The sequence below is a fragment of the Variovorax humicola genome, from assembly GCF_037889915.1.
Taxonomy (GTDB): domain Bacteria; phylum Pseudomonadota; class Gammaproteobacteria; order Burkholderiales; family Burkholderiaceae_C; genus Variovorax; species Variovorax humicola.
Genome location: NZ_JBBKZV010000021.1, coordinates 44,546 through 63,401, shown reverse-complemented (window position 1 = coordinate 63,401; position 18,856 = coordinate 44,546). Strand labels below are relative to the sequence as shown.

The 18,856-nt window shown below is 63.2% G+C and carries 15 protein-coding genes and 2 pseudogenes; 12 read left to right on the top strand and 5 right to left on the bottom strand.

Annotated elements, in window-relative coordinates:
• Window positions 1–305: 305 nt before the first annotated feature.
• The 6 genes and pseudogenes from argJ to WKW80_RS25500 all read left to right on the top strand — a co-directional run.
• Complete coding sequence (gene argJ, locus WKW80_RS25520; protein WP_340366373.1) at window positions 306–1,262, top strand: bifunctional glutamate N-acetyltransferase/amino-acid acetyltransferase ArgJ; 957 nt, start codon at window positions 306–308, stop codon at window positions 1,260–1,262.
• A gap of 394 nt (window positions 1,263–1,656) precedes the next feature.
• Window positions 1,657–1,856, top strand: a pseudogene (locus WKW80_RS25515) (DDE-type integrase/transposase/recombinase); the annotation flags it as partial.
• Window positions 1,857–1,913: 57 nt separating this feature from the next.
• Complete coding sequence (locus WKW80_RS25510; RefSeq protein ID WP_340366372.1) at window positions 1,914–2,657, top strand: hypothetical protein; 744 nt, start codon at window positions 1,914–1,916, stop codon at window positions 2,655–2,657.
• Window positions 2,621–3,184 carry an Lcl C-terminal domain-containing protein gene (locus WKW80_RS37435; RefSeq protein ID WP_422822962.1) on the top strand — a complete coding sequence of 188 codons (564 nt, stop codon included), beginning with the start codon at window positions 2,621–2,623 and terminating at the stop codon, window positions 3,182–3,184. Before WKW80_RS25510 ends, WKW80_RS37435 begins: the two co-directional genes overlap by 37 nt.
• Complete coding sequence (locus WKW80_RS25505; RefSeq protein WP_340366371.1) at window positions 3,174–3,599, top strand: hypothetical protein; 426 nt, start codon at window positions 3,174–3,176, stop codon at window positions 3,597–3,599. Before WKW80_RS37435 ends, WKW80_RS25505 begins: the two co-directional genes overlap by 11 nt.
• A 72-nt stretch (window positions 3,600–3,671) precedes the next feature.
• Window positions 3,672–4,121, top strand: a pseudogene (locus tag WKW80_RS25500) (integrase core domain-containing protein); the annotation flags it as partial.
• A 21-nt stretch (window positions 4,122–4,142) separates the two neighbouring features.
• Here WKW80_RS25500 and WKW80_RS25495 read toward each other — a convergent pair.
• The 5 genes from WKW80_RS25495 to WKW80_RS25475 form a co-directional block, all read right to left on the bottom strand.
• Window positions 4,143–4,295, bottom strand: coding sequence for a hypothetical protein (locus tag WKW80_RS25495; RefSeq protein WP_340366370.1), 153 nt, complete (start codon window positions 4,293–4,295; stop codon window positions 4,143–4,145).
• 76 nt (window positions 4,296–4,371) lie between these two features.
• Window positions 4,372–4,575 carry a hypothetical protein gene (locus tag WKW80_RS25490; RefSeq protein ID WP_340366369.1) on the bottom strand — a complete coding sequence of 68 codons (204 nt, stop codon included), beginning with the start codon at window positions 4,573–4,575 and terminating at the stop codon, window positions 4,372–4,374.
• Between the two features lie 777 nt (window positions 4,576–5,352).
• A complete protein-coding gene (locus WKW80_RS25485; protein ID WP_340366368.1) occupies window positions 5,353–5,538 on the bottom strand; it encodes a DUF3606 domain-containing protein in 186 nt (61 codons plus the stop codon).
• Window positions 5,539–5,608: 70 nt separating this feature from the next.
• Window positions 5,609–9,991 carry a DEAD/DEAH box helicase gene (locus WKW80_RS25480; RefSeq protein WP_340366367.1) on the bottom strand — a complete coding sequence of 1,461 codons (4,383 nt, stop codon included), beginning with the start codon at window positions 9,989–9,991 and terminating at the stop codon, window positions 5,609–5,611.
• 663 nt (window positions 9,992–10,654) lie between these two features.
• Window positions 10,655–11,347: a GntR family transcriptional regulator gene (locus WKW80_RS25475; protein WP_340366366.1), complete on the bottom strand. Its 693-nt coding sequence runs from the start codon at window positions 11,345–11,347 to the stop codon at window positions 10,655–10,657.
• A gap of 112 nt (window positions 11,348–11,459) precedes the next feature.
• Between WKW80_RS25475 and WKW80_RS25470 the strand changes: the two genes are divergently transcribed.
• From WKW80_RS25470 to WKW80_RS25445, 6 genes are all read left to right on the top strand, one after another.
• Window positions 11,460–12,680 (top strand): pyridoxal-phosphate-dependent aminotransferase family protein, encoded by a 1,221-nt coding sequence (locus tag WKW80_RS25470; protein ID WP_340366364.1) that lies wholly within the window; start codon window positions 11,460–11,462, stop codon window positions 12,678–12,680.
• A gap of 155 nt (window positions 12,681–12,835) precedes the next feature.
• Window positions 12,836–14,143: an MFS transporter gene (locus tag WKW80_RS25465; RefSeq protein WP_340366426.1), complete on the top strand. Its 1,308-nt coding sequence runs from the start codon at window positions 12,836–12,838 to the stop codon at window positions 14,141–14,143.
• Window positions 14,144–14,228: 85 nt separating this feature from the next.
• Window positions 14,229–15,755 (top strand): amidase family protein, encoded by a 1,527-nt coding sequence (locus tag WKW80_RS25460; RefSeq protein ID WP_340366363.1) that lies wholly within the window; start codon window positions 14,229–14,231, stop codon window positions 15,753–15,755.
• A 103-nt stretch (window positions 15,756–15,858) separates the two neighbouring features.
• A complete protein-coding gene (locus tag WKW80_RS25455) occupies window positions 15,859–17,307 on the top strand; it encodes an MFS transporter (RefSeq protein ID WP_340366425.1) in 1,449 nt (482 codons plus the stop codon).
• Window positions 17,308–17,321: 14 nt separating this feature from the next.
• Window positions 17,322–18,035 (top strand): aspartate/glutamate racemase family protein, encoded by a 714-nt coding sequence (locus WKW80_RS25450; protein WP_340366362.1) that lies wholly within the window; start codon window positions 17,322–17,324, stop codon window positions 18,033–18,035.
• Window positions 18,032–18,796 carry a fumarylacetoacetate hydrolase family protein gene (locus WKW80_RS25445; RefSeq protein ID WP_340366361.1) on the top strand — a complete coding sequence of 255 codons (765 nt, stop codon included), beginning with the start codon at window positions 18,032–18,034 and terminating at the stop codon, window positions 18,794–18,796. Before WKW80_RS25450 ends, WKW80_RS25445 begins: the two co-directional genes overlap by 4 nt.
• The last annotated feature ends 60 nt before the right edge of the window (window positions 18,797–18,856 follow it).

Here is an 18,856-nt window from a genome sequence, read left to right as displayed (position 1 = left end):
CATCGGCCAAGCGTCGAGCCGATGACATATTACCTCGCGAGTCTTTATTCAAGGGAGTTTCAATGCCAGGAACCTTCTCGCATTTGATCCAGGGATCGTAACGTGGATTTATACGATGACATGCCCCAACCGCTGGGGTTTAAAACACTTGTGGGAAATGTCGGGATCAAGGATGGAAGTGACGATTTCGCCTGCGTTTTCTCTACCGAGCCATGCTTGGTATCGGCGATGTTCAGCCAGAACCTGTTCGCTGGACCCAGCGTCAAACTTAGCCGGCAGCATATGGTGCAGGGCCAGCCGCAGTTGTGGTTGTAGCGAAAAACGCCAACGTTGCTACGGGCAGGGAAGGACGGGCCAATGCGGTCGAACTGACGCAACGGGTCTCGGCAAAACTTCATTTCGCACCACATGACATTCTGGTGGCGTCGACCGGCATCATTGGTTCACCCTATCCGATGGACAAGGTTCGTATTTTCGTTGACGGCCTTGAACCCGATACGGCCGACTGCAGTTTTCCCGCGATCGCGCGGGCGATCATGACCACCGATACGGTTCCCAAACACGTCGTTGTACGGGTGGGTGGCGCGACCATCGTAGGCGTCGCCAAGGGCGTTGGCATGATTGAGCCCAATATGGCGACTATGCTGGCGTTCTTCTTCACCGATGCAGCACTGGCGCAACCGCTGCTGCACCGTATCTTTCGCAAGGTTATTGATGCGACCTTTAATTGTCTTAGCATCGATAGCGACACCTCCACGAGTACGGCAGTCATTTTTGCGAACGGGTTGGCTGGTGCGGTGCCGGAAGATGAGTTCGAAGACGCACTACATGGGCTGGCTCTGGCGCTGGTCAAAAAGATCGCACGCGACGGCGAGGGCGCGACGAAGTTACTGGAAGTCGGCGTCAAAGGCGCGCGTGACAGCGCGCAGGCTAGGCGTGTCGCGAAGGCAATTGTCAATTCTCCCCTGGTCAAGACAGCGATTCATGGTGCCGACCCGAACTGGGGGCGTGTGGCGATGGCGATCGGCAAGTGCGAACAGGACATCGACATCGAACCCGAGCGCGTGCGTATCGGATTCGGCGATCTTCAGGTTTATCCGGATCAGTTAGCAGCGCGTGATCTTCAGCGGCTTTCGGATATGCTGCGCGCTGAGAACGTGCGAATTGCTGTCGATCTTGGTTGTGGTGGAGGGGAAGCTACCGTCTGGGGATGTGACCTGTCTGCCGAATATGTCAGCATTAACGCCGACTACTCGACCTGATATACACCGCTTTCAGTGAACGGCCGCAGGGTGCGGCAGGATCGGCTAACGCTTTTGGTCATGCCATCGGGTAAGTGACATGTGCGAGTCGACTCGCTCCGGTTTGTCGGTCCAGTCTCGAGGGTCATCTGAAAACAGCTCCCAGTCCGAAGTTGCATTGTGCCCGGAGCGCATACTTGGCTTCTTCGATTCCTCGCGCGCCCGCCCTGCAATACCAGTACCCGGACTTACAGGAATTTCGGGGTGTCCCGTACCCCTCAAAAAACATAAATCCCAGAATAATTGAGGCTTCTCGCTGCTCTTTCGTAAAGAAGTAGTGCACGCGAGAAATCCTGTGGCCCTCTCACATTATGGAAGTAGGTAGTCGTCGCTGCAAATTCAATTCATCATGCCAGTTAACAATCTTGTCGAGCAGGACCACCGCGGCATCACGCGACGAATCCGGCCCATGTTGGGATTCAAGTCCTTTCGCTGTGTGGCCCGGCTGATCGCCGGCATCGAGACCATTCACATAATTAAGAAGGGGCAGCTGCGCTGCCCCGGGGCTTGACATTTTCAGATGCCAACTCCTTCTACAGCCTCCCCGTGCGTTGATCCGGACAAACTTCCGGGATCAACTCGCCTCGAGCGGCGTATTGCGACAGAGCCAGCATGACCACAAGACCCTCACCTCCCGGGAGCATAGGTAGTTTGATCATCAAAGATTATCAAAATATGGGCCATGAGCGAGCAGAGCTTAATGGCAATTCGTTTGAGAGAATTCTTTTTCGTAGACAGGCGAAAAGTTCGAAATGGATGCGGAGTCTTTTATTTTCTACAAAAGTTGTATTTCTTTTTGGCGGATTTTTCATTGAGGCCTTTGCGTCAACATCCAATAATGAAGTGATCCTTCGGTTCAATAACGGATCAACACGTCGCTACGTTTCAAATGACAATCCGCGCCGTGGTTCGCCGGTGTATTACACCAATAAGGGGTACTTGTCGACGCTTGATGCCTACGCAGTGGAGGTCAGGCGAATCAATGTTCAATTGATCCTGCTGCCGGCCCGTACGGGCGAGGAAATAAAAATCGGTACCCACTTTTCTTCCTCTCCTGGACGGGGCAAAATTTTTTCTTCAGACTGCTTTGAATCCGGTTGCTACATCCAAATGATTAGTTGGCCTAGCGGGCGCAATGAATACTATTCTGAACACCTTGAGACTGCCGATAAGACCGACTCAACATTACTTCAGGCATATGTTCACGAGAATTCAATGAAATGGAAATCGAATCGGGAGTTCCAATTCGAGATGCCGTGCGCAGTGTATGGGAATCACATTGAATATAAGCCTGCATCGCTCATACTGGTTGCAAAGGGATGGGCGCTTTACCCGACCAAGCCATGCGCAGCGTAATCGTCCTGACCGTTCTGGTGGTCTTAGGGTCCGGGACAGCCTGTGCCGCGGAGCAGGTGGTATGCGCTTCAAACAAATTTAAAGGGGCGTCGATTGGTTCGTCGCAACCCCGTGGGTGTCGAAGCGATCGCATGGACGGGGGGTCAAACCGTCTCGAATGGCAACGCTGCAGTGTGGGAATGTTCTGGAGCGCTGGAGTCTGCAAAGGATCACTTCGACCCTTATCATGGAATGATGCGAAAGTGTATGCAAACCGTTTCGGCCCTGGGTGGCGCCTCCCCACGGTCCACGAGTTGATGAGTTTCCAGAAGTCGTGCTGTGTGTCACCAAAGTTGGCTTCTGCCAATGGAATCGAAGCAATCGAAGGGGACGGCGCGCCCTATTGGACACAGACTTCAGTCCCAAAAATGCCGCCGCTGATTTACTACGTCGACTTGCTGGACGGTACTATCGATGGGCATAGCCCGGGTTTTGCGCTTGGTGTGCGCTTGGTACGCAGCGCGACGTCGAGGACTGTTGAGAATTGATTTTCATCTGGAAAACCAGATCGCTCCCACGATGAGAAGAAAAATAGTCGTCACATTTCTATGCATGGCTTTGTTCGGTGGCAGCACAGCTTTGGAACAATCATCGAAGCCACTATTACCGGTAATGATGATCCATTTCGATGAATACCCCAAAGACCGAGCTCGAATTATGGCCTTGGAAAATCGACTAAGAAGCGCGATAAAACATGCGGATGTTGGCGAACTTGGCGAGACAGAGTTTCATATTGACGGTAGTGACGGGTACTTTTACATGTACGGCCCCGATCCCGATCGAATGTATAAGGTAGCTGCTCCCATTCTGAAATCGTCCAAGCTGATGACCGGTGCCGAGGTGACGAAGTACTATGGTTCTCGCGCGGAAACATTCGTGATACGGCGGGATGGCGTCCGGTGACGCCTCCCCCCGCGTCAGAATAGTTGTAAGGATCGGCGCCGCATCGAGGAGCTCGAGCGCGATCTGCGGCGCAAGAATGCGGCGCTGGCCGAGGGCATCGCCACGCTGTCCGTCAAGCCGGTGCTGCACGGCGACAACGGCGCCACGCTCAAAGCCGCTACCGTGCTGGCGATGCTGTACTGGCTGGGCGTCAAGCCTTCGTACTCGCGCCCGCGCGTGAGCGACGACAACGCCTTCTCGGAGTCGTTGTTCCGAACCGCCAAGTACCGCCCAGAGTTCCGCGCCAGGGGCTTCGTCGATCTGGACGCGGCGCGGGCATGGGCCACCGCCTTCGTGCGTTTGTACAACTTCGATCATCGTCACAGCGCCATCCGCTATGTCAGCCCGACACAGCGCCACGCCGGCGACGATCACCTGATCCTCGCAGCGCGCCATGGGCTCCTACATCCAGGCCCGAGATTCGCAACCCTGCTCGTTGGTCGCGACACCCGCGACTGGACGCCCATCGGCGCCGTCACGCTTTAGCGCGATGCCGAGGGTGGTTCAATTCTCACCGAGCATGCGACTGGCCTTGCTGCCGAGCGAGCTTTCCGCGCGGAAGCAGTCCATGACGGTGGCCACGCCGTGGTGCGCGGCCATCGCCATGGTCTCGGGCAAGGACATGGCCTGGCGACCGGCCTGTGTTGCAAGATCCAATCGCCCTCAGCGAGCGCAGGGCACACCGCTGACAGGGCTGCTGTCGGTTCTCACCGACCAGCCTCGCCGGCAGAGGTCAGAACCTGGCAAAGGAGGTCGTGGGCGTGAACCGGGAGTCCTCTTGCGCAGAGCCAACGCGGCCTGCGGCAAGTGCACGCGTGGAGAAATGCAGCGTTGCGAGCGACATCAATCCGCACGCCACCAGAACCTGCCAACCGATGCAGGTCACGAGGATTGTCGAGATCGCCATCGCGATGAGCCAGAAGAGTGATTTGTGCATGGCCGCCATGTTGCACGGAAGCGGTCAAATCGCCGCGTTAACAAATGCGCACAAACCGACGGGACCTTGCCCGACCTCCCGATTGCCGTCGCCTTTTCACTCTACGTGGAACCGGCGCGAGGCGCGACCGGCCCCAGGCGCGAAAAGTAACCTTCTGCAAAGGCGTCGCAATCGACCAGGCTGCTCATTCGCTGGGCATCCTGTCGGTTGCGAGGCGCGGCGCGGCTCCGGCGCGTCGCCCTGTCAGTTATCCACAGAGTCATGCACCGCCTGCGGGGACAACGGAGTGTTGACTTTTCCCGAATGGTGCACTGCACAAATGATCTTCTCATTCGTGATGCGCGCGTTTGGTGCCGATTCATGCAGTCGATGGGCGATGCACGCCCGAGAGAGGTGCGCCGCTTGTCCACAAAACATCCAGCCGCCGCGCGCATGCTTGAACTTACCGTGTCCCCATCAATTCTCCACAGGGCGACCGCGTAATCGAATGAGGTGAACCTGGGCTCGACTACAACGCATACCTGCTTGGCGAGAGCCAGCCGATCACAGCAACATACTCCGACCGAGGCAGGAGAAGTTCTGCTGTCCGATCCCGATCTGGCGCCGAAGGCTACCGGAGTGAAAGGTAGATGAGCGCGACGGTGACGAGAACGGTGCCCAAGGCAAACCATGCGACAGAAGGCGCCTGAGCCTTCGGCCGGTGACCGTGGCGCTTGGCCCGATCGCGGCGGGGAGCCCGCGAACCATGGGGCGGGTGCGCACGCTTGGCTGGGGTGCTCATTGGAGTGAGGCGAGATCGTCGCGCATCGCGGTGGCGCGATCACTGACCCTCGACGCGGCCTCCGGCAGCGCCGACCGGGGACATCGGCGGTGCTTGCACCGGTAGTGCAACTTCAGTTCGTCGACCACGAGGATCCGGCCCGGATCCAGGGGCTTGAAATGGCTCAGGCGGTCATCGGTCATGCGGCCTCCTCGGTGCATGGGGGCGGTTTGTTATAGGCCGGGGCGATTCAATCTGCAAGCGCGCCGGCCCTCAGCCGTCATTGCCTGCCGCCAACGCGAGCAGCCGAGATGAGGTGTCCAGCGTGAGCGCCCGCCGCGCCGCCCGGGTCTCCACCTCGTCGAGACTCACCAGCGCGTCGAACTCACCGGCCACGCTGGCCGCGATCGGCACGCCATCGCGGTACAGGACGCGGGAGCCGGCCACCCTCGGGACCTTCGCGCCGTGCACGATCGTGCCAAGCAAGTTGGCCGGGTCGCTGGCCGCGAGCGCGACGAGCGCGCCATCGCCCGGCGTGCGGCGCACCCTGCGCATGGCAGCAATCGCTTCTGGCAGGGCGAACTGCTCGCCCGAAATGCCGGCGATCAGGCGCCCGCCACGGATTTCGCCGCGCGCTTCCAGCCGGCGGCACACGCGCACCATGTCGCGCCATGGCGGCAGCCAAGCGGCTTCGCGTTCGAGCAAACGCCAGCAGATCACGCCGTAGCGGCGCAGCACCACATGGACGACCTGCTCGATGGCCGGCGTTGCGTTCGCGTCGGCCGCCTGCGGCTGAACCTGTGGCCGCACCAGCGTCCAACGCCCTGCGTCCTCGATGCCGAAGAGCGGCACGCGCCGGCGCCGGCGGGTGTCGGCCGATGCGCGCTTCGATGCGGGCACCAGCAAGGCACGCAGGCCGGCGAAGCTGTCGCAGCGCACACGGCCCTTGGCGACCAGCTCCGTCAACGCCATCTCGATCTCGACCGGCAGCAGGCGCGTGCCGCTCGCGATCTCGTCGAAGAAGCAGGCGCCGTGCTGCGCGAGGTACGCGGCGACACGCCCGGCACGCGAGCCCAGTGTGTCGTCATCGGTGGACGAGGGTGCCAGGCCGGTCCACAGCGCTGCACTGCGGCGCGGCAGCAGCACGACCGGCGTGGCGCGCAGCGAGTTGTTGCCCGTGCCCTTCGATGCTTCGAGGGCGGATGCGGGCAGTGGCCGCAGCCGCGTCCACAGCACGCGTCCCGCGGTGCACAGGTCGTCGAGCCATGCGCTTGCGTAGTCGGTCACGCGCGCGGGCAGCAGGTCGGCCTCCCAGACCGCCGCGGGCGCCTCGTAGCCCTCGAGCTGCGACAGCACGCCCGAGAGCGCTTCCGGCCCGCTCACGCGCGTCCCTGCGCCGACGTGCTGCCACTCGAACAGGAAGCGCATGAAGTCGCGCGGCTCGACGGGCTCGATCTCGCGGCGCAGGCGCTTGAGCGTGTAGCGATGGATGCGCGCCAGCAAATGACGCTCGCACCATTCGACGGTGTCGATGCCCGGTGTGAAGCGCCCTTGCAGCACGCTGCCTTGGGCCTGCAACGCGAGCAGCGCGGATTGCACTTCGGCGTGCGGCAGCATCAGCGCGTCGGCCAATGCCGCCACGTTGACCGGGCCGAGGCCGCCGAGCCGCGATCGCAGCAGTTCGCGCAGTGCGGTGTCAGGGTCGGCCGGGCGCTCTGCATCGAACGGGGCGGCGATGGCGGGCTGCATGCGCGCGTCGGGCGCGATGGCCTGCCACAGCGGCAACCGCTCGGCCGCCACCCACACGCCGCGTGCGCCGCGGCCCTTGCCGTCGAGCAGCAGTCGAGTCGCGCGACCAGCCTTGGCGAGCGCCGCGAGCCAGTGCTTCCAATCCGCTGCACGCGTCGCCTCGCCGTCGCTCACCGCGCCCAGCATGCCCAGCGCCTCGTGCATCTCGTCGGTGCTGCGCGGTTGCGGCCAGGCTTCCTCGCGCACGCTGGCGATGGCGTCGGCGTCGAGCTCCCCGACGTCGTCGGCGCTCTCCGGATCGGTGTAGCGGCGGTTCTGCACGGCCATGGTGCGGCGCTCTTCCAGCGGCGCATCGTCGAGGAAGGCGTAGGGGCGGGCGTTGAGCGCTTCCATGGCCAACGGCGACGGGGCGGGCAGGTCCAACGCCACCACGCGCACTTGGCCCGCCTCCATGCGCTGCAGCAAGGCGAGCCAGCCGTCGGCATCCATGGCCTCATGCAGGCAATCGTCCAGCGTCTGCGCGACCAGTGGATGCTCGGGGATCTCGCGCTCGCCGGCCAGGTTTTCCGCACACGCCACCTGGTCGGGGAACACTGCCGCGAGCAGGTCTTCCGAGCGCATGCGCTGCAACTGCGGCGCCACCTTGCGACCGCCGGTGAAGCGCGGCAGCGCGAGCGCCGTGGTCGCGTTCCAGCGCCAGCGCACGCCGAAGAGGGGCGCGTCGAGCAGTGCCTGCACCAGGATGTCCAGCGCGGTGGCGGAGTGCAGGTAACGCGCCACCTCGTCGAGCGGAAAGCTGTGGCTGGTCGAGAGCGACAGAACGATCGCGTCCTCGGTCGCCGCCGCCTGCAATTCGAAGTTGAAGGTTCGGCAAAAACGCTTGCGAAGCGCCAGGCCCCAGGCGCGGTTGAGCCGGCTGCCGAACGGCGAATGGATCACCAGCTGCATGCCGCCGGAGGCGTCGAAGAAGCGCTCCATGACGAGGGTGCGCTGCGTCGGCAGCGTGCCGAGCACCGCGGCGCCGTGCGCGAGGTGCTCGACGATCTGGCGCGCCGCTTCTTGCTGAAGGCCGATGGATTGGATCAGCCGCTTCATCGCCGCATCGCGCCCACCGGCGGCCAGCGCCTGCGCCACTTCCTCGCGCAGTCTTGCAACGCCGAAGGAGAGTTCATCGCTGCGGCCCGGCGCCTCGCCCAGCCAGAAGGGAATGTTGGGCGCGGCGCCATGCGCGTCTTCCACGCGCACGCGGCCCGGTTCGATCTTGAGGATGCGGTAGCTGGTGTTGCCGAGCTGGAACACGTCACCGGCCAGGCTCTCGACCGCGAAGTCTTCGTTGACCGTGCCGATCTTCTCGGCCTGCGGCTCCAGCATCACGGTGTAGTCACCGGTGTCGGGTATGGTGCCGCCCGAAGTCAACGCCGTCATGCGCGCGCCCTTGCGCTCGCGCAGCAGGTGGTTCACGGCGTCGCGGTGCACATAGCCGGCGCGATGTCCCTGTCGCGTAGCGAAGCCTTCCGAGACCATGCGCACGACCTCCATGAAGCGCTCGCGTGTGAGCTGCGCATAGGGCCACGCGCGGCGCACCAGCGCGCAGAGATCGTCTTCCTTCCATTCGCGGCAGGCGGTCTCGGCCACGATCTGCTGGGCCAGCACATCGAGCGGCGCGGGCAGGATGCGCAGCGTGTCGAGCTCGCCGCGGCGGATGCAGTCGAGCAGCGCGGCGCACTCGACCAGCTCGTCGCGCGACTGCGGGAAGAGCCGCGCCTTCGGCACGCCGCCCACCGCATGTCCGGAACGCCCGGCGCGTTGCAGGAAGGTCGCGATCGAGCGCGGCGAGCCGAGCTGGCAGACCAGGTCCACGTCGCCGATGTCCAACCCCAACTCCAGCGAGGCGGTCGCGACCAGCACCTTGAGCTCGCCGCGCTTCAGGCGCTGCTCGGCCGCGAGCCGCGTTTCCTTCGAAAGGCTCCCGTGGTGCGCGGCCACCGCTTCCTTGCCGAGGATCTCGCCCAGGTGCCGCGCCGCGCGCTCGGCCATGCGCCGCGTGTTCACGAAGACCAGCGTGGTGCGATGCAGCCAGACCAGTTCGGCGATACGCGAATACACCTGCGTCCACTGGTCGCCCGACATCACCGCCTCCAGCGGCGTGGGCGGCAACTCCAGCGCGAGGTCGCGCTCCTTGGCATAGCCGATGTCGACGATGTCGCATTCGGCCGTGCCATCGGACCGCAGCGCGCCTGCTCCTACAAGGAAGCGCGCCACCTCGTCGATGGGTTTTTGCGTGGCCGACAGGCCGATGCGTACGGGCCGCCCGCCCCAGCCGGACGCGCAGAGCGATTGCAGCCGCTCCAGCGAAAGCGCCAGGTGGCTGCCGCGCTTGCTGGCGGCGATGGCGTGGATCTCGTCGACGATCACGCTGCGCACGGTCGAGAGCATCTTGCGGCCCGACAGGGAGCCCAGCAGCACGTAGAGCGACTCGGGCGTCGTCACCAGGATGTGCGGTGGCTTGCGCAGGTTCTGCTGGCGTTCGCGCGGCGGCGTGTCGCCCGTGCGCACGGCGGTCCGGATTTCGACATCGCGCAGCCCAAGGGACGCCAATTCAGCCCGGATGCCGGCCAGCGGGGCGTCGAGGTTGAGGCGGATGTCGTTGGACAGGGCCTTGAGCGGCGAGACGTAGACGACAGCCGTCTCATCTGGCAGCCCGTCCGGTTCGAGTCCCTGGCGCACGAGGTCGTCGAGCGCGGCCAGGAACGCCGTGAGCGTCTTGCCCGATCCGGTCGGCGCTGCCACCAGCGTGTCCCGATGCGCGCGCATGCTCGGCCACGCGGCGGCCTGCGCCGACGTGGCGGCCGGGAAGGTCCGCTGGAACCAGCGGGAGACGGCAGGGTGGAAGGAACTGGTGGGCATGACTTCCAAAGGCCGACGCGGGGCTGGCTTCATTGGAAACCAGGGCGGCCCTGAAGACGATACATACGGCTTGATTCCCGCAGGTCAAGCGGGTTCTAATTAAACACCCCCGAAGCGCCTGCGGCGCCTCCCCCTCGAGGGGGCGCACCCAGCGGCCCGGCAAAGCCGGTTCCGCGGGTGCCCACGAGCAGACCAGGATGACTCCCCCCGAAGCGCCTGCGGCGCGTCCCCCTCCAAGGCCTCCAGGGGGCGCACCCAGCGGCCCGGCAAAGCCGGTTCCGCGGGTGCCCACGAGCAGACCAGGATGACTCCCCCCCGAAGCGCCTGCGGCGCCTCCCCCTCCAAGGCCTCCAGGGGGCGCACCCAGCGGGCCGGCAGAGCCGGTTCCGCGGGTGCCCACGAACAGACTTCGACTGCTCGTCCTGGTTTCATGCGTCGCGGATCACGCGATAGGTGATGGAAGACCGATACGAATCGACAGCTAGCGCACCTTGCCCTTGCCGTGCAGGATCTCCGCCAGCACCTGCTTGACGGTTTGCTCACGGCACTGCCCACATCCGGGTCGGACGCGGCATGAAGTTCTTCGCGTCCTTCGCAGTAGCGCGTGGTGGACGGTGAATCGGGACTATTGCAAACCAGGGGGCCTTGGCGGCGCGAATGGCCTCAAGCCGCTGGCTGGCTTGAGGCGCCGGCGAGCTGCTCCAGCACCGCGTCGCGCTTTCGGTGCAGGTGTTGCACAAGCAATTCGCGCAAGGCCGGACCGTCACGCGCCTGCAGTGCCTCGATCATGCGGGCGTGTTCCTGCAGCGCCTGGGCCCACTTGGTCTCGTCCTGGTTGGAGCGAAAGCGCAGTGCGTGCATGCGGGCGTTGAGCTGCTTCCAGGTCTCACGAAGCACCGGATTGCGTGAGGCCGTGCTCAGCACATCGTGGACGCGAGCGTTGGCCTGGTAATAGTGCGGAAGGTCGTGGCGCTTGAAGGCGGCCTGCATTTCCTGCTGCAGCTCCCGCAGTTCCGCCAGCTCGGCATCGGTGATCTGGCTGGCGGCCAACTCGGCGGCCAGGCCTTCCAGCGCGGCCAGCACGTCAAAGGTATGGGCCACATCGGCTATCGAAAACACAGGGGCGAAGGCGCCGCGGCCGGGGTCCAGCGTGATCAGGCCCTCGGCCGCCAGCAGGCGGATCGCCTCGCGCAGCGGCGTGCGCGACACACCCAGTCGCTCGCACAACTCGCGCTCATTGAGCTTGGCACCTGGCGTGAGGACGCCCTGGATCAGTAGTTCGCGCAGCCGCACCGCCACCCGTTGTTGCAGCGTGTCGCGGGCGACTTCGATTTTGTCGTTCAGAGCAGCGTCCATGATTTGTATTATGTATGCAAAACTAGGGTTTATCGCTAGGTGACTCAGTTGTTGGCGTGGCAATATTTGGTCCATTGTATTTTGTATACCAACCAAAGGAGTACCACTCGACATGCCAAACCTGAACTTCCACCCTTCCGGTCGCCACTTCCTGCAGATCCCCGGCCCCAGCCCTGTGCCTGACCGCATTCTTCGCGCCATCAGCTACCCGACCATCGATCATCGCGGCCCAGAATTCGGTGCGCTGGGCCGCCAGGTGTTGGCCGGCATCCGGAAAATCTTCAAGACAGATCAGCCGGTCATCATTTATCCGGCCTCAGGGACGGGTGCCTGGGAGGCCGCGTTGTCGAATACCCTGAGCCCTGGCGATAACGTGCTGATGTTCGAAACCGGCCACTTCGCAACACTCTGGAAGAAGATGGCCGAAAGCCTTGGCATCAAGCCCGAGTTTCTGGGGCAACCGGGCATTGAAGGCTGGCGTCGTGGAGTCCAGGCTGACAGGATCGAAGCGCGCCTGCGGGCCGATCCCCAGCACCTAATCAAGGCTGTGTGCGTCGTGCACAACGAGACCTCGACCGGCGTCACTTCGAACATCGCCGCCGTGCGCAAGGCGATCGATGCGGCCGGGCATCCGGCGCTTCTGCTCGTCGACACCATTTCGGGTCTGGCATCGGCCGACTATCAGCATGACGCGTGGGGGGTCGACGTCACCGTTTCCGGTTCCCAGAAAGGGCTGATGCTGCCGCCTGGCCTTAGCTTCAACGCGATCTCGGCCAAAGCCATTAACGCCAGCAAGAGTGCGAAGCTGCCGCGCAGTTTCTGGGACTGGACCGAAATCATCGAGATGAACAAGACCGGCTACTGGCCCTACACGCCGAGCACCAATCTGCTTTACGGCCTCGCGGAGGCGCTCGACATGATTTTTGAAGAGGGCCTGGAGAATGTGTTCTCGCGCCATCAACGGTTGGCCGAAGCATGCCGCCGCGCCGTGCGCGCCTGGGGCCTGGAAATCCAATGTGCCGATCCCGCCGTCTACAGTCCCGTGCTCACCGGCGTGATGATGCCGGACGGTATCGATGCAGATGCGGTGCGGCGGACAATCTACGAACGCTTCGACATGTCGCTCGGCGCAGGGCTTGGCAAGATGAAAGGCCGCATGTTCCGTATCGGCCATCTGGGCGACTGCAACGACCTGACGCTGATGGCGACCCTGGCCGGCTGCGAGATGGGACTGAAGCTTTCTGGCGTTCCCGTCAAGGCCAGCGGAGTCTCCGCTGCCATGGACTATCTCGCGTCACATACCGTTCCATTGGTAGTCAAGGCTGCTGCCTGACACCGCAGCGCGCGCCCGAGGCCAATCTGCAGTCCAGCATCGTTGGGCCACGGCTGGGCTTCTGCATCGGGCGCGCTTGCGAGCATCACACCTTGCACAGCGCAACAGCATCCACGTCGCACCACGAAATTTAAGGAGACATCTTGGAAACTGCCATTGAATCTGAAAAGCCTGAGAAGGCTGGAGCGGTCAGGAGTTACGAAGACGCGGTCTATAGCAAGGTCAGCTGGCGGATCATTCCTTTTCTGATGATCTGCTTTCTGATTGCCTATCTTGATCGTGTCAATGTCGGCTTCGCGAAGCTGCAGATGTCCCAGGACCTGGGCTTCAGCGAAACCATCTATGGCTTGGGTGCCGGGCTCTTTTTCATCGGCTACTTTCTGTTCGAAGTGCCAAGCAATCTGTGCCTGCACCGCTTCGGCGCGAGGATGTGGATCGGCCGCATCATGATCACCTGGGGGCTGCTGTCGGCCGGCTTTGCCTTCGTCACAACCCCCAACCAGTTCTATGTGCTGCGGTTCTTGCTGGGCTTGGCGGAAGCCGGGTTCACGCCAGGCATCGTGTACTACCTGTCGACCTGGTATCCAGCGCACCGGCGGGCCAAGATCACGGCGATCTACTGCATGGGCTCGCCGCTGTCCGGCATCGTCGGCAACCCCTTGTCAGGTTTGTTGATGGGCAGCATGGCGGGTGTGTCAGGCTGGAACGGCTGGCAATGGATGTTCATGCTCGAAGCCATTCCGGCGGTCGTGCTCGGGATCATGTGCATCTTCTATCTTGACGATGCGATCGACAAGGCCAAGTGGCTCACAAGCAGTGAGAAGCGCATCCTGAACAAGGCCAAGGAAGAAGAAAACAGATTGACCATTCCGGATGCCCGGGTCGGCAAGATTTTCACGGATCCGCGCGCCTGGCTCATCAGCCTGATCTGTTTCTGCTATGTCACCGGACAGTACGGCATCACGTTGTGGATGCCGACCTTCATCAAGTCGACGGGGGTCAGCGATCCCTTGCAGATCGGACTGTTGAGCGCGATCCCCTACATCTGCGCCATTTTCAGCATGTTCTTTTTCGCTCGCAGCGCGGACAAATACCGTGAACGGCGGTGGCACCTGATCGTTCCCTGCATGATGGGTGCGATCGGATTTCTGGCACTGCCCTGGGTTACGCAAAGCACCACGTGGTCGCTCGTTTTCCTGTCCATTGCGGCTTCCGGCATCTTGACCTGCACTCCGCTGTTCTGGTCGTTGCCAACCGCCATGTGGAGCGGAGTGGGATTGGCCGCGGCGATTGCAATGAGCAATTCGATTGGAAATCTGTCTGGCTTCACCAGTGGCTATGTGGTCGGCTACCTTCGGGATATGACCCAGAGCAGCAATGCCGCCTTCTACATGATTGCCGCCATGTTGACGGTCGGGGCGATCGCTATCTGGACCATCCCTGCCAAGCTGGTCAATCGATGACCATGGGAAACGGTGCGCCAGCACCGCACCGCTTCCCCGCAGGCCATCGGCTTGCGCGTCCATCGCGGGCCCTTGAAAGACTCCCATGAAAAGTGCATTCGAATCGAAATCGGACGGACCCGGCAGTCAGGCGCCGTTCAACTTGATGGAGGCCACCGTTGCCACTGCGCATGCGGCAATGCGTGAAGGCCGGCTGACGGCGCGGCAACTGGTCCGCGGGTATCTGGACCGGATCTGGGCCTACGATCAAAACGGTCCCCGCATCAACAGCATCCTCCGTCTCAACCCGGAGGCGCTGGCAGAGGCCGAACGTATGGACGCCCAAGCCGCAGCGAAGCCGTCGCAGGACCCGGGCCCCCTCCATGGCATTCCGGTACTGATCAAGGACAACATCGAATGCGGCGGCATCGAAACCACCGCAGGCTCACCTTGCCTCCTGGGCAATATGGCCGTCGAAGATTCCTTCGTTGTCCAGCGGCTGCGCAGGGCGGGCGCTGTCGTTCTGGCAAAGACCAACCTGCATGAACTTGCCTCCGGGGGCGAGACCGTCAGCACGGTGCATGGCCAAACCTTGAATCCCTATGACCTGACGCGAACGCCTGGAGGCTCCAGCGGAGGTACCGGGGCTGGCATAGCTGCCAATTTCGGCTTGCTCGGGATCGGAACGGACGGGGTCAACTCGATACGCTCGCCGGCCTCGGCGAACAGCCTCGTCGGCCTGCGTCCCACGATGGGCCTGGTCAGCCGCACAGGTCTCGTCCCCTGCGGCCTTACGCAGGACACTATCGGGCCGATCACGCGAACCGTCGCGGATACCGCGGTACTGCTCGACGTGATAGCAGGGCACGACCCGGCCGATCCGGTGACCAGCCAGGGCTCGCCCCATATCCCCCCGAGCTATACGGCCTTTCTCGACCCCGAAGGGCTCAAGGGCGCACGCATCGGCGTACTGCGCCGTTTCTTCGGCAATGGCCCCGAGCATCAGCCCGTCAACACCGTCATGCTGCAGGCGCTCGCCATCATCGAAGCACAAGGCGCGGAGTTGGTCGCGGTAGATGACGCCATCGACCCAGAGGAACTCCTGGCGACCACGCTGGTGCATCACTACGAGATGGCGCATGACCTCGATGCCTATCTGGTCCGGCGCGCGCGCGACGTGAAGGTGCGGTCGTTGAAAGACATCGTCGCTTCGGGAAATGTGCACGCCAGCGTGGCGGGAACGCTGACCACGGCAGTGGCGCTGGCAGGCAATGAAGCGGAATACCGCGAGCGCTTGCAACGCCAGCAGGCATTGCGCCAGCGGCTGCTGGATCTGATGGATGCGCGGCGGATCGATGCGCTGGCCTTCCCGCACCAGCGCCGCCTGGTGGCGCCGGTCGGCGCGCCACAAGCCGAACGCAACGGCGTGCTCGCATCTGCCACAGGATTTCCGGCGATCGTGATTCCGGGCGGGTTTTCTGCCGCGAACCGCGATGCGCCACAGGGCGTTCCGGTAGGACTGGAGTTCTTTGGCCGTCCCTTTTCGGAACCAGAACTGATACGGCTGGCCTATGCGGCCGAGCAGGCCCTGCGAGCGCGCCGGGCACCGCATGAGGCACCGGCGCTCGAATAGGCCGGGAGCAGATCTTCATTGCCGCACGACGACCGCCCGCCGCAAGGCTGGCGAGCAAGTTGCGGACAAGCATCAACAAACCTCAAACGAGGAGGAGACAAACATGGGCGCAGGAGTGGTAGTGCAATCATCGAGTTCCCCACAGCAGCACGAGCTCGACCGGGCAATGGATGCGATCGGGGTGACGGCTTCGCACAAGAAGATCATCTTCATGATCATGCTGGGTGTGATGTTCGACGTCTTCGAGCAGAACGCGGTCGGCTTGATCGGCCCCATGTTGCGGGAGCAATGGGGCATCTCGGTCGCGCATATCGGCTTTCTCAACACACTGACATTCAGTGCCGCCGCGCTGGGCCGCATCGGCTCGGGCTATATCGCGGATCGTTACGGCCGGCGCACCATGCTGAGCGCAAACCTGCTGCTATTCACGCTGGGTGCCCTCATCTGCGCGCTGGCGCCGAACTATTCGGTGCTGGCCGCGGGCCGCTTCATCGTCGGCATCGGCCTGGGCGGGGAGATCTCCATCGCCGTGACGATGCTGGCCGAATTGTGCTCGACCCGCTTCCGCGGCACGGCGGTAGGCTTGGTGAGCGTGGGCAGCGGCGGCCTTGGCAACATGCTGGCGCCTGCCTTCGGCCTGGCCGTATTCGCCATGTTTCCGGGACCCGACAGCTGGCGTTGGCTGTTCGCCTGCCTGGTCGTCCCCGCGTTCTTCGTCGTGTTCTATCGCCGATTCATTCCGGAGACACCACGGTACCTGTTGTCCAAGGGGCGGGTAGACGAGGCCAACCGCGTGCTGTCGGTACTGGCGTCCGGCCGCCTGGGCAAGCTGGCAGGTGAGCCGACCCCATACATCAAGGCATGGACACCGGATGCAGCGACGCACGCCAACGTGCGGCTGAGCGATGTATTCAAAGGCCGTCTGGGACGACGCACGATCGCGCTCGGCATCGCGGTCTCGATGACTTATGGGGCGCAGATTTCCGTACTGACGCTGATGCCGACGATCCTGATGTCACAGGGTTACACCATTTCCAAGAGCTTGCTCTTCACGATGGTGATGCAGAGCGGCAGCCTGTTCGGAGCGCTCGCGGCTTCGTACTTCGGCTACCACTTGCCCCGCAAGCGCGTGCTGACGGTGGGCGCCGGGCTGGCATGCACGGCTGGACTGTGCTTCGGCTTCCTGACGTACAACGTGGCCTTGGTACTGCTATTCGGAGCGGCCTTCACGTTCTGTGTCGTGTTGCTCAACACCTCGATCTGGATCTTCGCGCCGGAGCAATATCCCACCCACGTTCGCGCATTCGGTACTTCTTTGATCCTTGCACTCGGCACGCTGGCCGGAGCACTGACGCCACTGATCAGCGGCCGCGTGTTCGAAACCTATGGCGTCGGCGGCATGTTCACCATGCTGGCAGCGATGTACGCGGTTTTCGCACTGAGTGTGCAGTTTGCGCCGGAAACCTTTGGCCGCGCCATGGGTGAAACAGCGGCCGACGACGACGCCGATCTCGCGGTCGGTGGTCGTTCGGCCGGCGCAAGCGTGTCGTGAAACGGCGCGTCGCGATGCCCCACATCCTGCTGATCAATCCAAATACGTCGCGATCGACCACACAGATGATGGTCGACATCGCGCGTGCCACCCTTGGCGACGACCTGGAGATCCGCGGCCTGACGATGGCTCGCGGTGTGCCGATGATCGTTGAGGAGGCTGATCTGCGCGCCGCCGGGGACGCGGTCGTTGCCATGGATCTGCCCAGCCCCGGTCCGGCGGGTGCAGACGTTCGCGGTGTGATCGTCGGTGCTTTTGGCGATCCCGGCGCGGACGCGCTCCGGCGCAGGCTGGCCGTGCCGGTGGTGGGTATCGGCGAGGCCGCCATGCGAGAAGCGGCACAGCATGGGCGTCGATTCGGTATTGCCACGACGACGCCGCTCTTGGCGCCGTCGATAGAAGCCAACGTGCGGCGCCACGGGCTCGAAGCGAGCTTCAGCGGTGTGCGTTTCACCCGGGGCGACCCTCGCATGCTTGGTCTTGACCCGGCAGCGCTGGAAACAATGCTGGCAGATGCGGTCCAGGCCTGCGTGGACGCCGACGGAGCACAAGCCGTGGTGATCGGTGGTGGTCCACTGGGCAACGCGGCCCAGGCATTGAGCAGGCGGCTTGCCATTCCCGTCATCAGTCCGGTGCCGGCAGCGTGCCGCAGCCTGCTGCGTGTGCTTGCCGGGAGCGGGTCGCCGAGTGATTTCAACCCTCCATTCAAGGAATTTCCCGAATCATGACCTCAACCAACATCGATGCGGTCGCGCAGGCGCTTCTCTGCGCACGGCGCGAGCAGCGTTGCGCCGACGCGGAGCGCTTCGCCACCGCGCTTGACAATCCGGACCAGGCCTACGCAGTCCAGTCGGTCGTGGCCCGCTCGCTTGGCTGGAAGGAGACAGGCATCGGCTACTGGAAATCCGGTGGGCCTTCACGCGAGGCGCAACTGACGCATGCCGAGCTCCCCGCCGCCGGGGTGTGGGCCAGTCCCGCGCAGGCCGGCGACTGGCCCTTCACCTGGCGCGGCATCGAGGCCGAGATTGCGCTGCGACTCGGGCGCAGTGTGGACGCGGCGCAGGCGGCCGCCCTCGATCGTCCGGGCGCGGCCGCACTGATCGACGCGATGGCGGTTTCCATCGAGGTCGTCGACTCGCGCTGGCAGCAGTACGTCGCCGCACCCGCGTTGCTGAAGTTGGCCGACCTCCAGGCCCACGGAGCGCTCGTGCTGGGCGAGTGGCGTGACTATGAAGCGCGAGACTGGACGCTACAACACTGCCGGGTGCAAATTGGCGCGGAATCGACCGAGCGCCGTGGCACCCATGCGTTGGGCGATCCGGCCTATGGACTGGCGGACTGGCTGCGCCATGCCACGCGCGCCGGCCGAAGCGTAAAGGCCGGTACCGTCGTCACCACCGGCACCTGGGTCGGAATTCTGACTGCGTCGGCTGGAGACCTTGTGACAGCCGAATTCGAGGGCATTGGCCGGGCCTCGATCCAGTTCTGAGGATGTCCTCTGATTCGAGGGTCGAGAGGAACGAGGCCATGATGGCCGCGATCGGCATTC

Coding starts and splice junctions, on each gene's coding strand:
- WKW80_RS25510 (WP_340366372.1), top strand. CDS start 1,914: ATGACCACAAGACCCTCACCTCCCGGGAGCATAGGTAGTTTGATCATC.
- WKW80_RS37435 (WP_422822962.1), top strand. CDS start 2,621: ATGGGCGCTTTACCCGACCAAGCCATGCGCAGCGTAATCGTCCTGACC.
- WKW80_RS25490 (WP_340366369.1), bottom strand. CDS start 4,575: ATGCACAAATCACTCTTCTGGCTCATCGCGATGGCGATCTCGACAATC.
- WKW80_RS25485 (WP_340366368.1), bottom strand. CDS start 5,538: ATGACCGATGACCGCCTGAGCCATTTCAAGCCCCTGGATCCGGGCCGG.
- WKW80_RS25480 (WP_340366367.1), bottom strand. CDS start 9,991: ATGCCCACCAGTTCCTTCCACCCTGCCGTCTCCCGCTGGTTCCAGCGG.
- WKW80_RS25475 (WP_340366366.1), bottom strand. CDS start 11,347: ATGGACGCTGCTCTGAACGACAAAATCGAAGTCGCCCGCGACACGCTG.
- WKW80_RS25470 (WP_340366364.1), top strand. CDS start 11,460: ATGCCAAACCTGAACTTCCACCCTTCCGGTCGCCACTTCCTGCAGATC.
- WKW80_RS25460 (WP_340366363.1), top strand. CDS start 14,229: ATGAAAAGTGCATTCGAATCGAAATCGGACGGACCCGGCAGTCAGGCG.
- WKW80_RS25455 (WP_340366425.1), top strand. CDS start 15,859: ATGGGCGCAGGAGTGGTAGTGCAATCATCGAGTTCCCCACAGCAGCAC.
- WKW80_RS25450 (WP_340366362.1), top strand. CDS start 17,322: ATGCCCCACATCCTGCTGATCAATCCAAATACGTCGCGATCGACCACA.
- WKW80_RS25445 (WP_340366361.1), top strand. CDS start 18,032: ATGACCTCAACCAACATCGATGCGGTCGCGCAGGCGCTTCTCTGCGCA.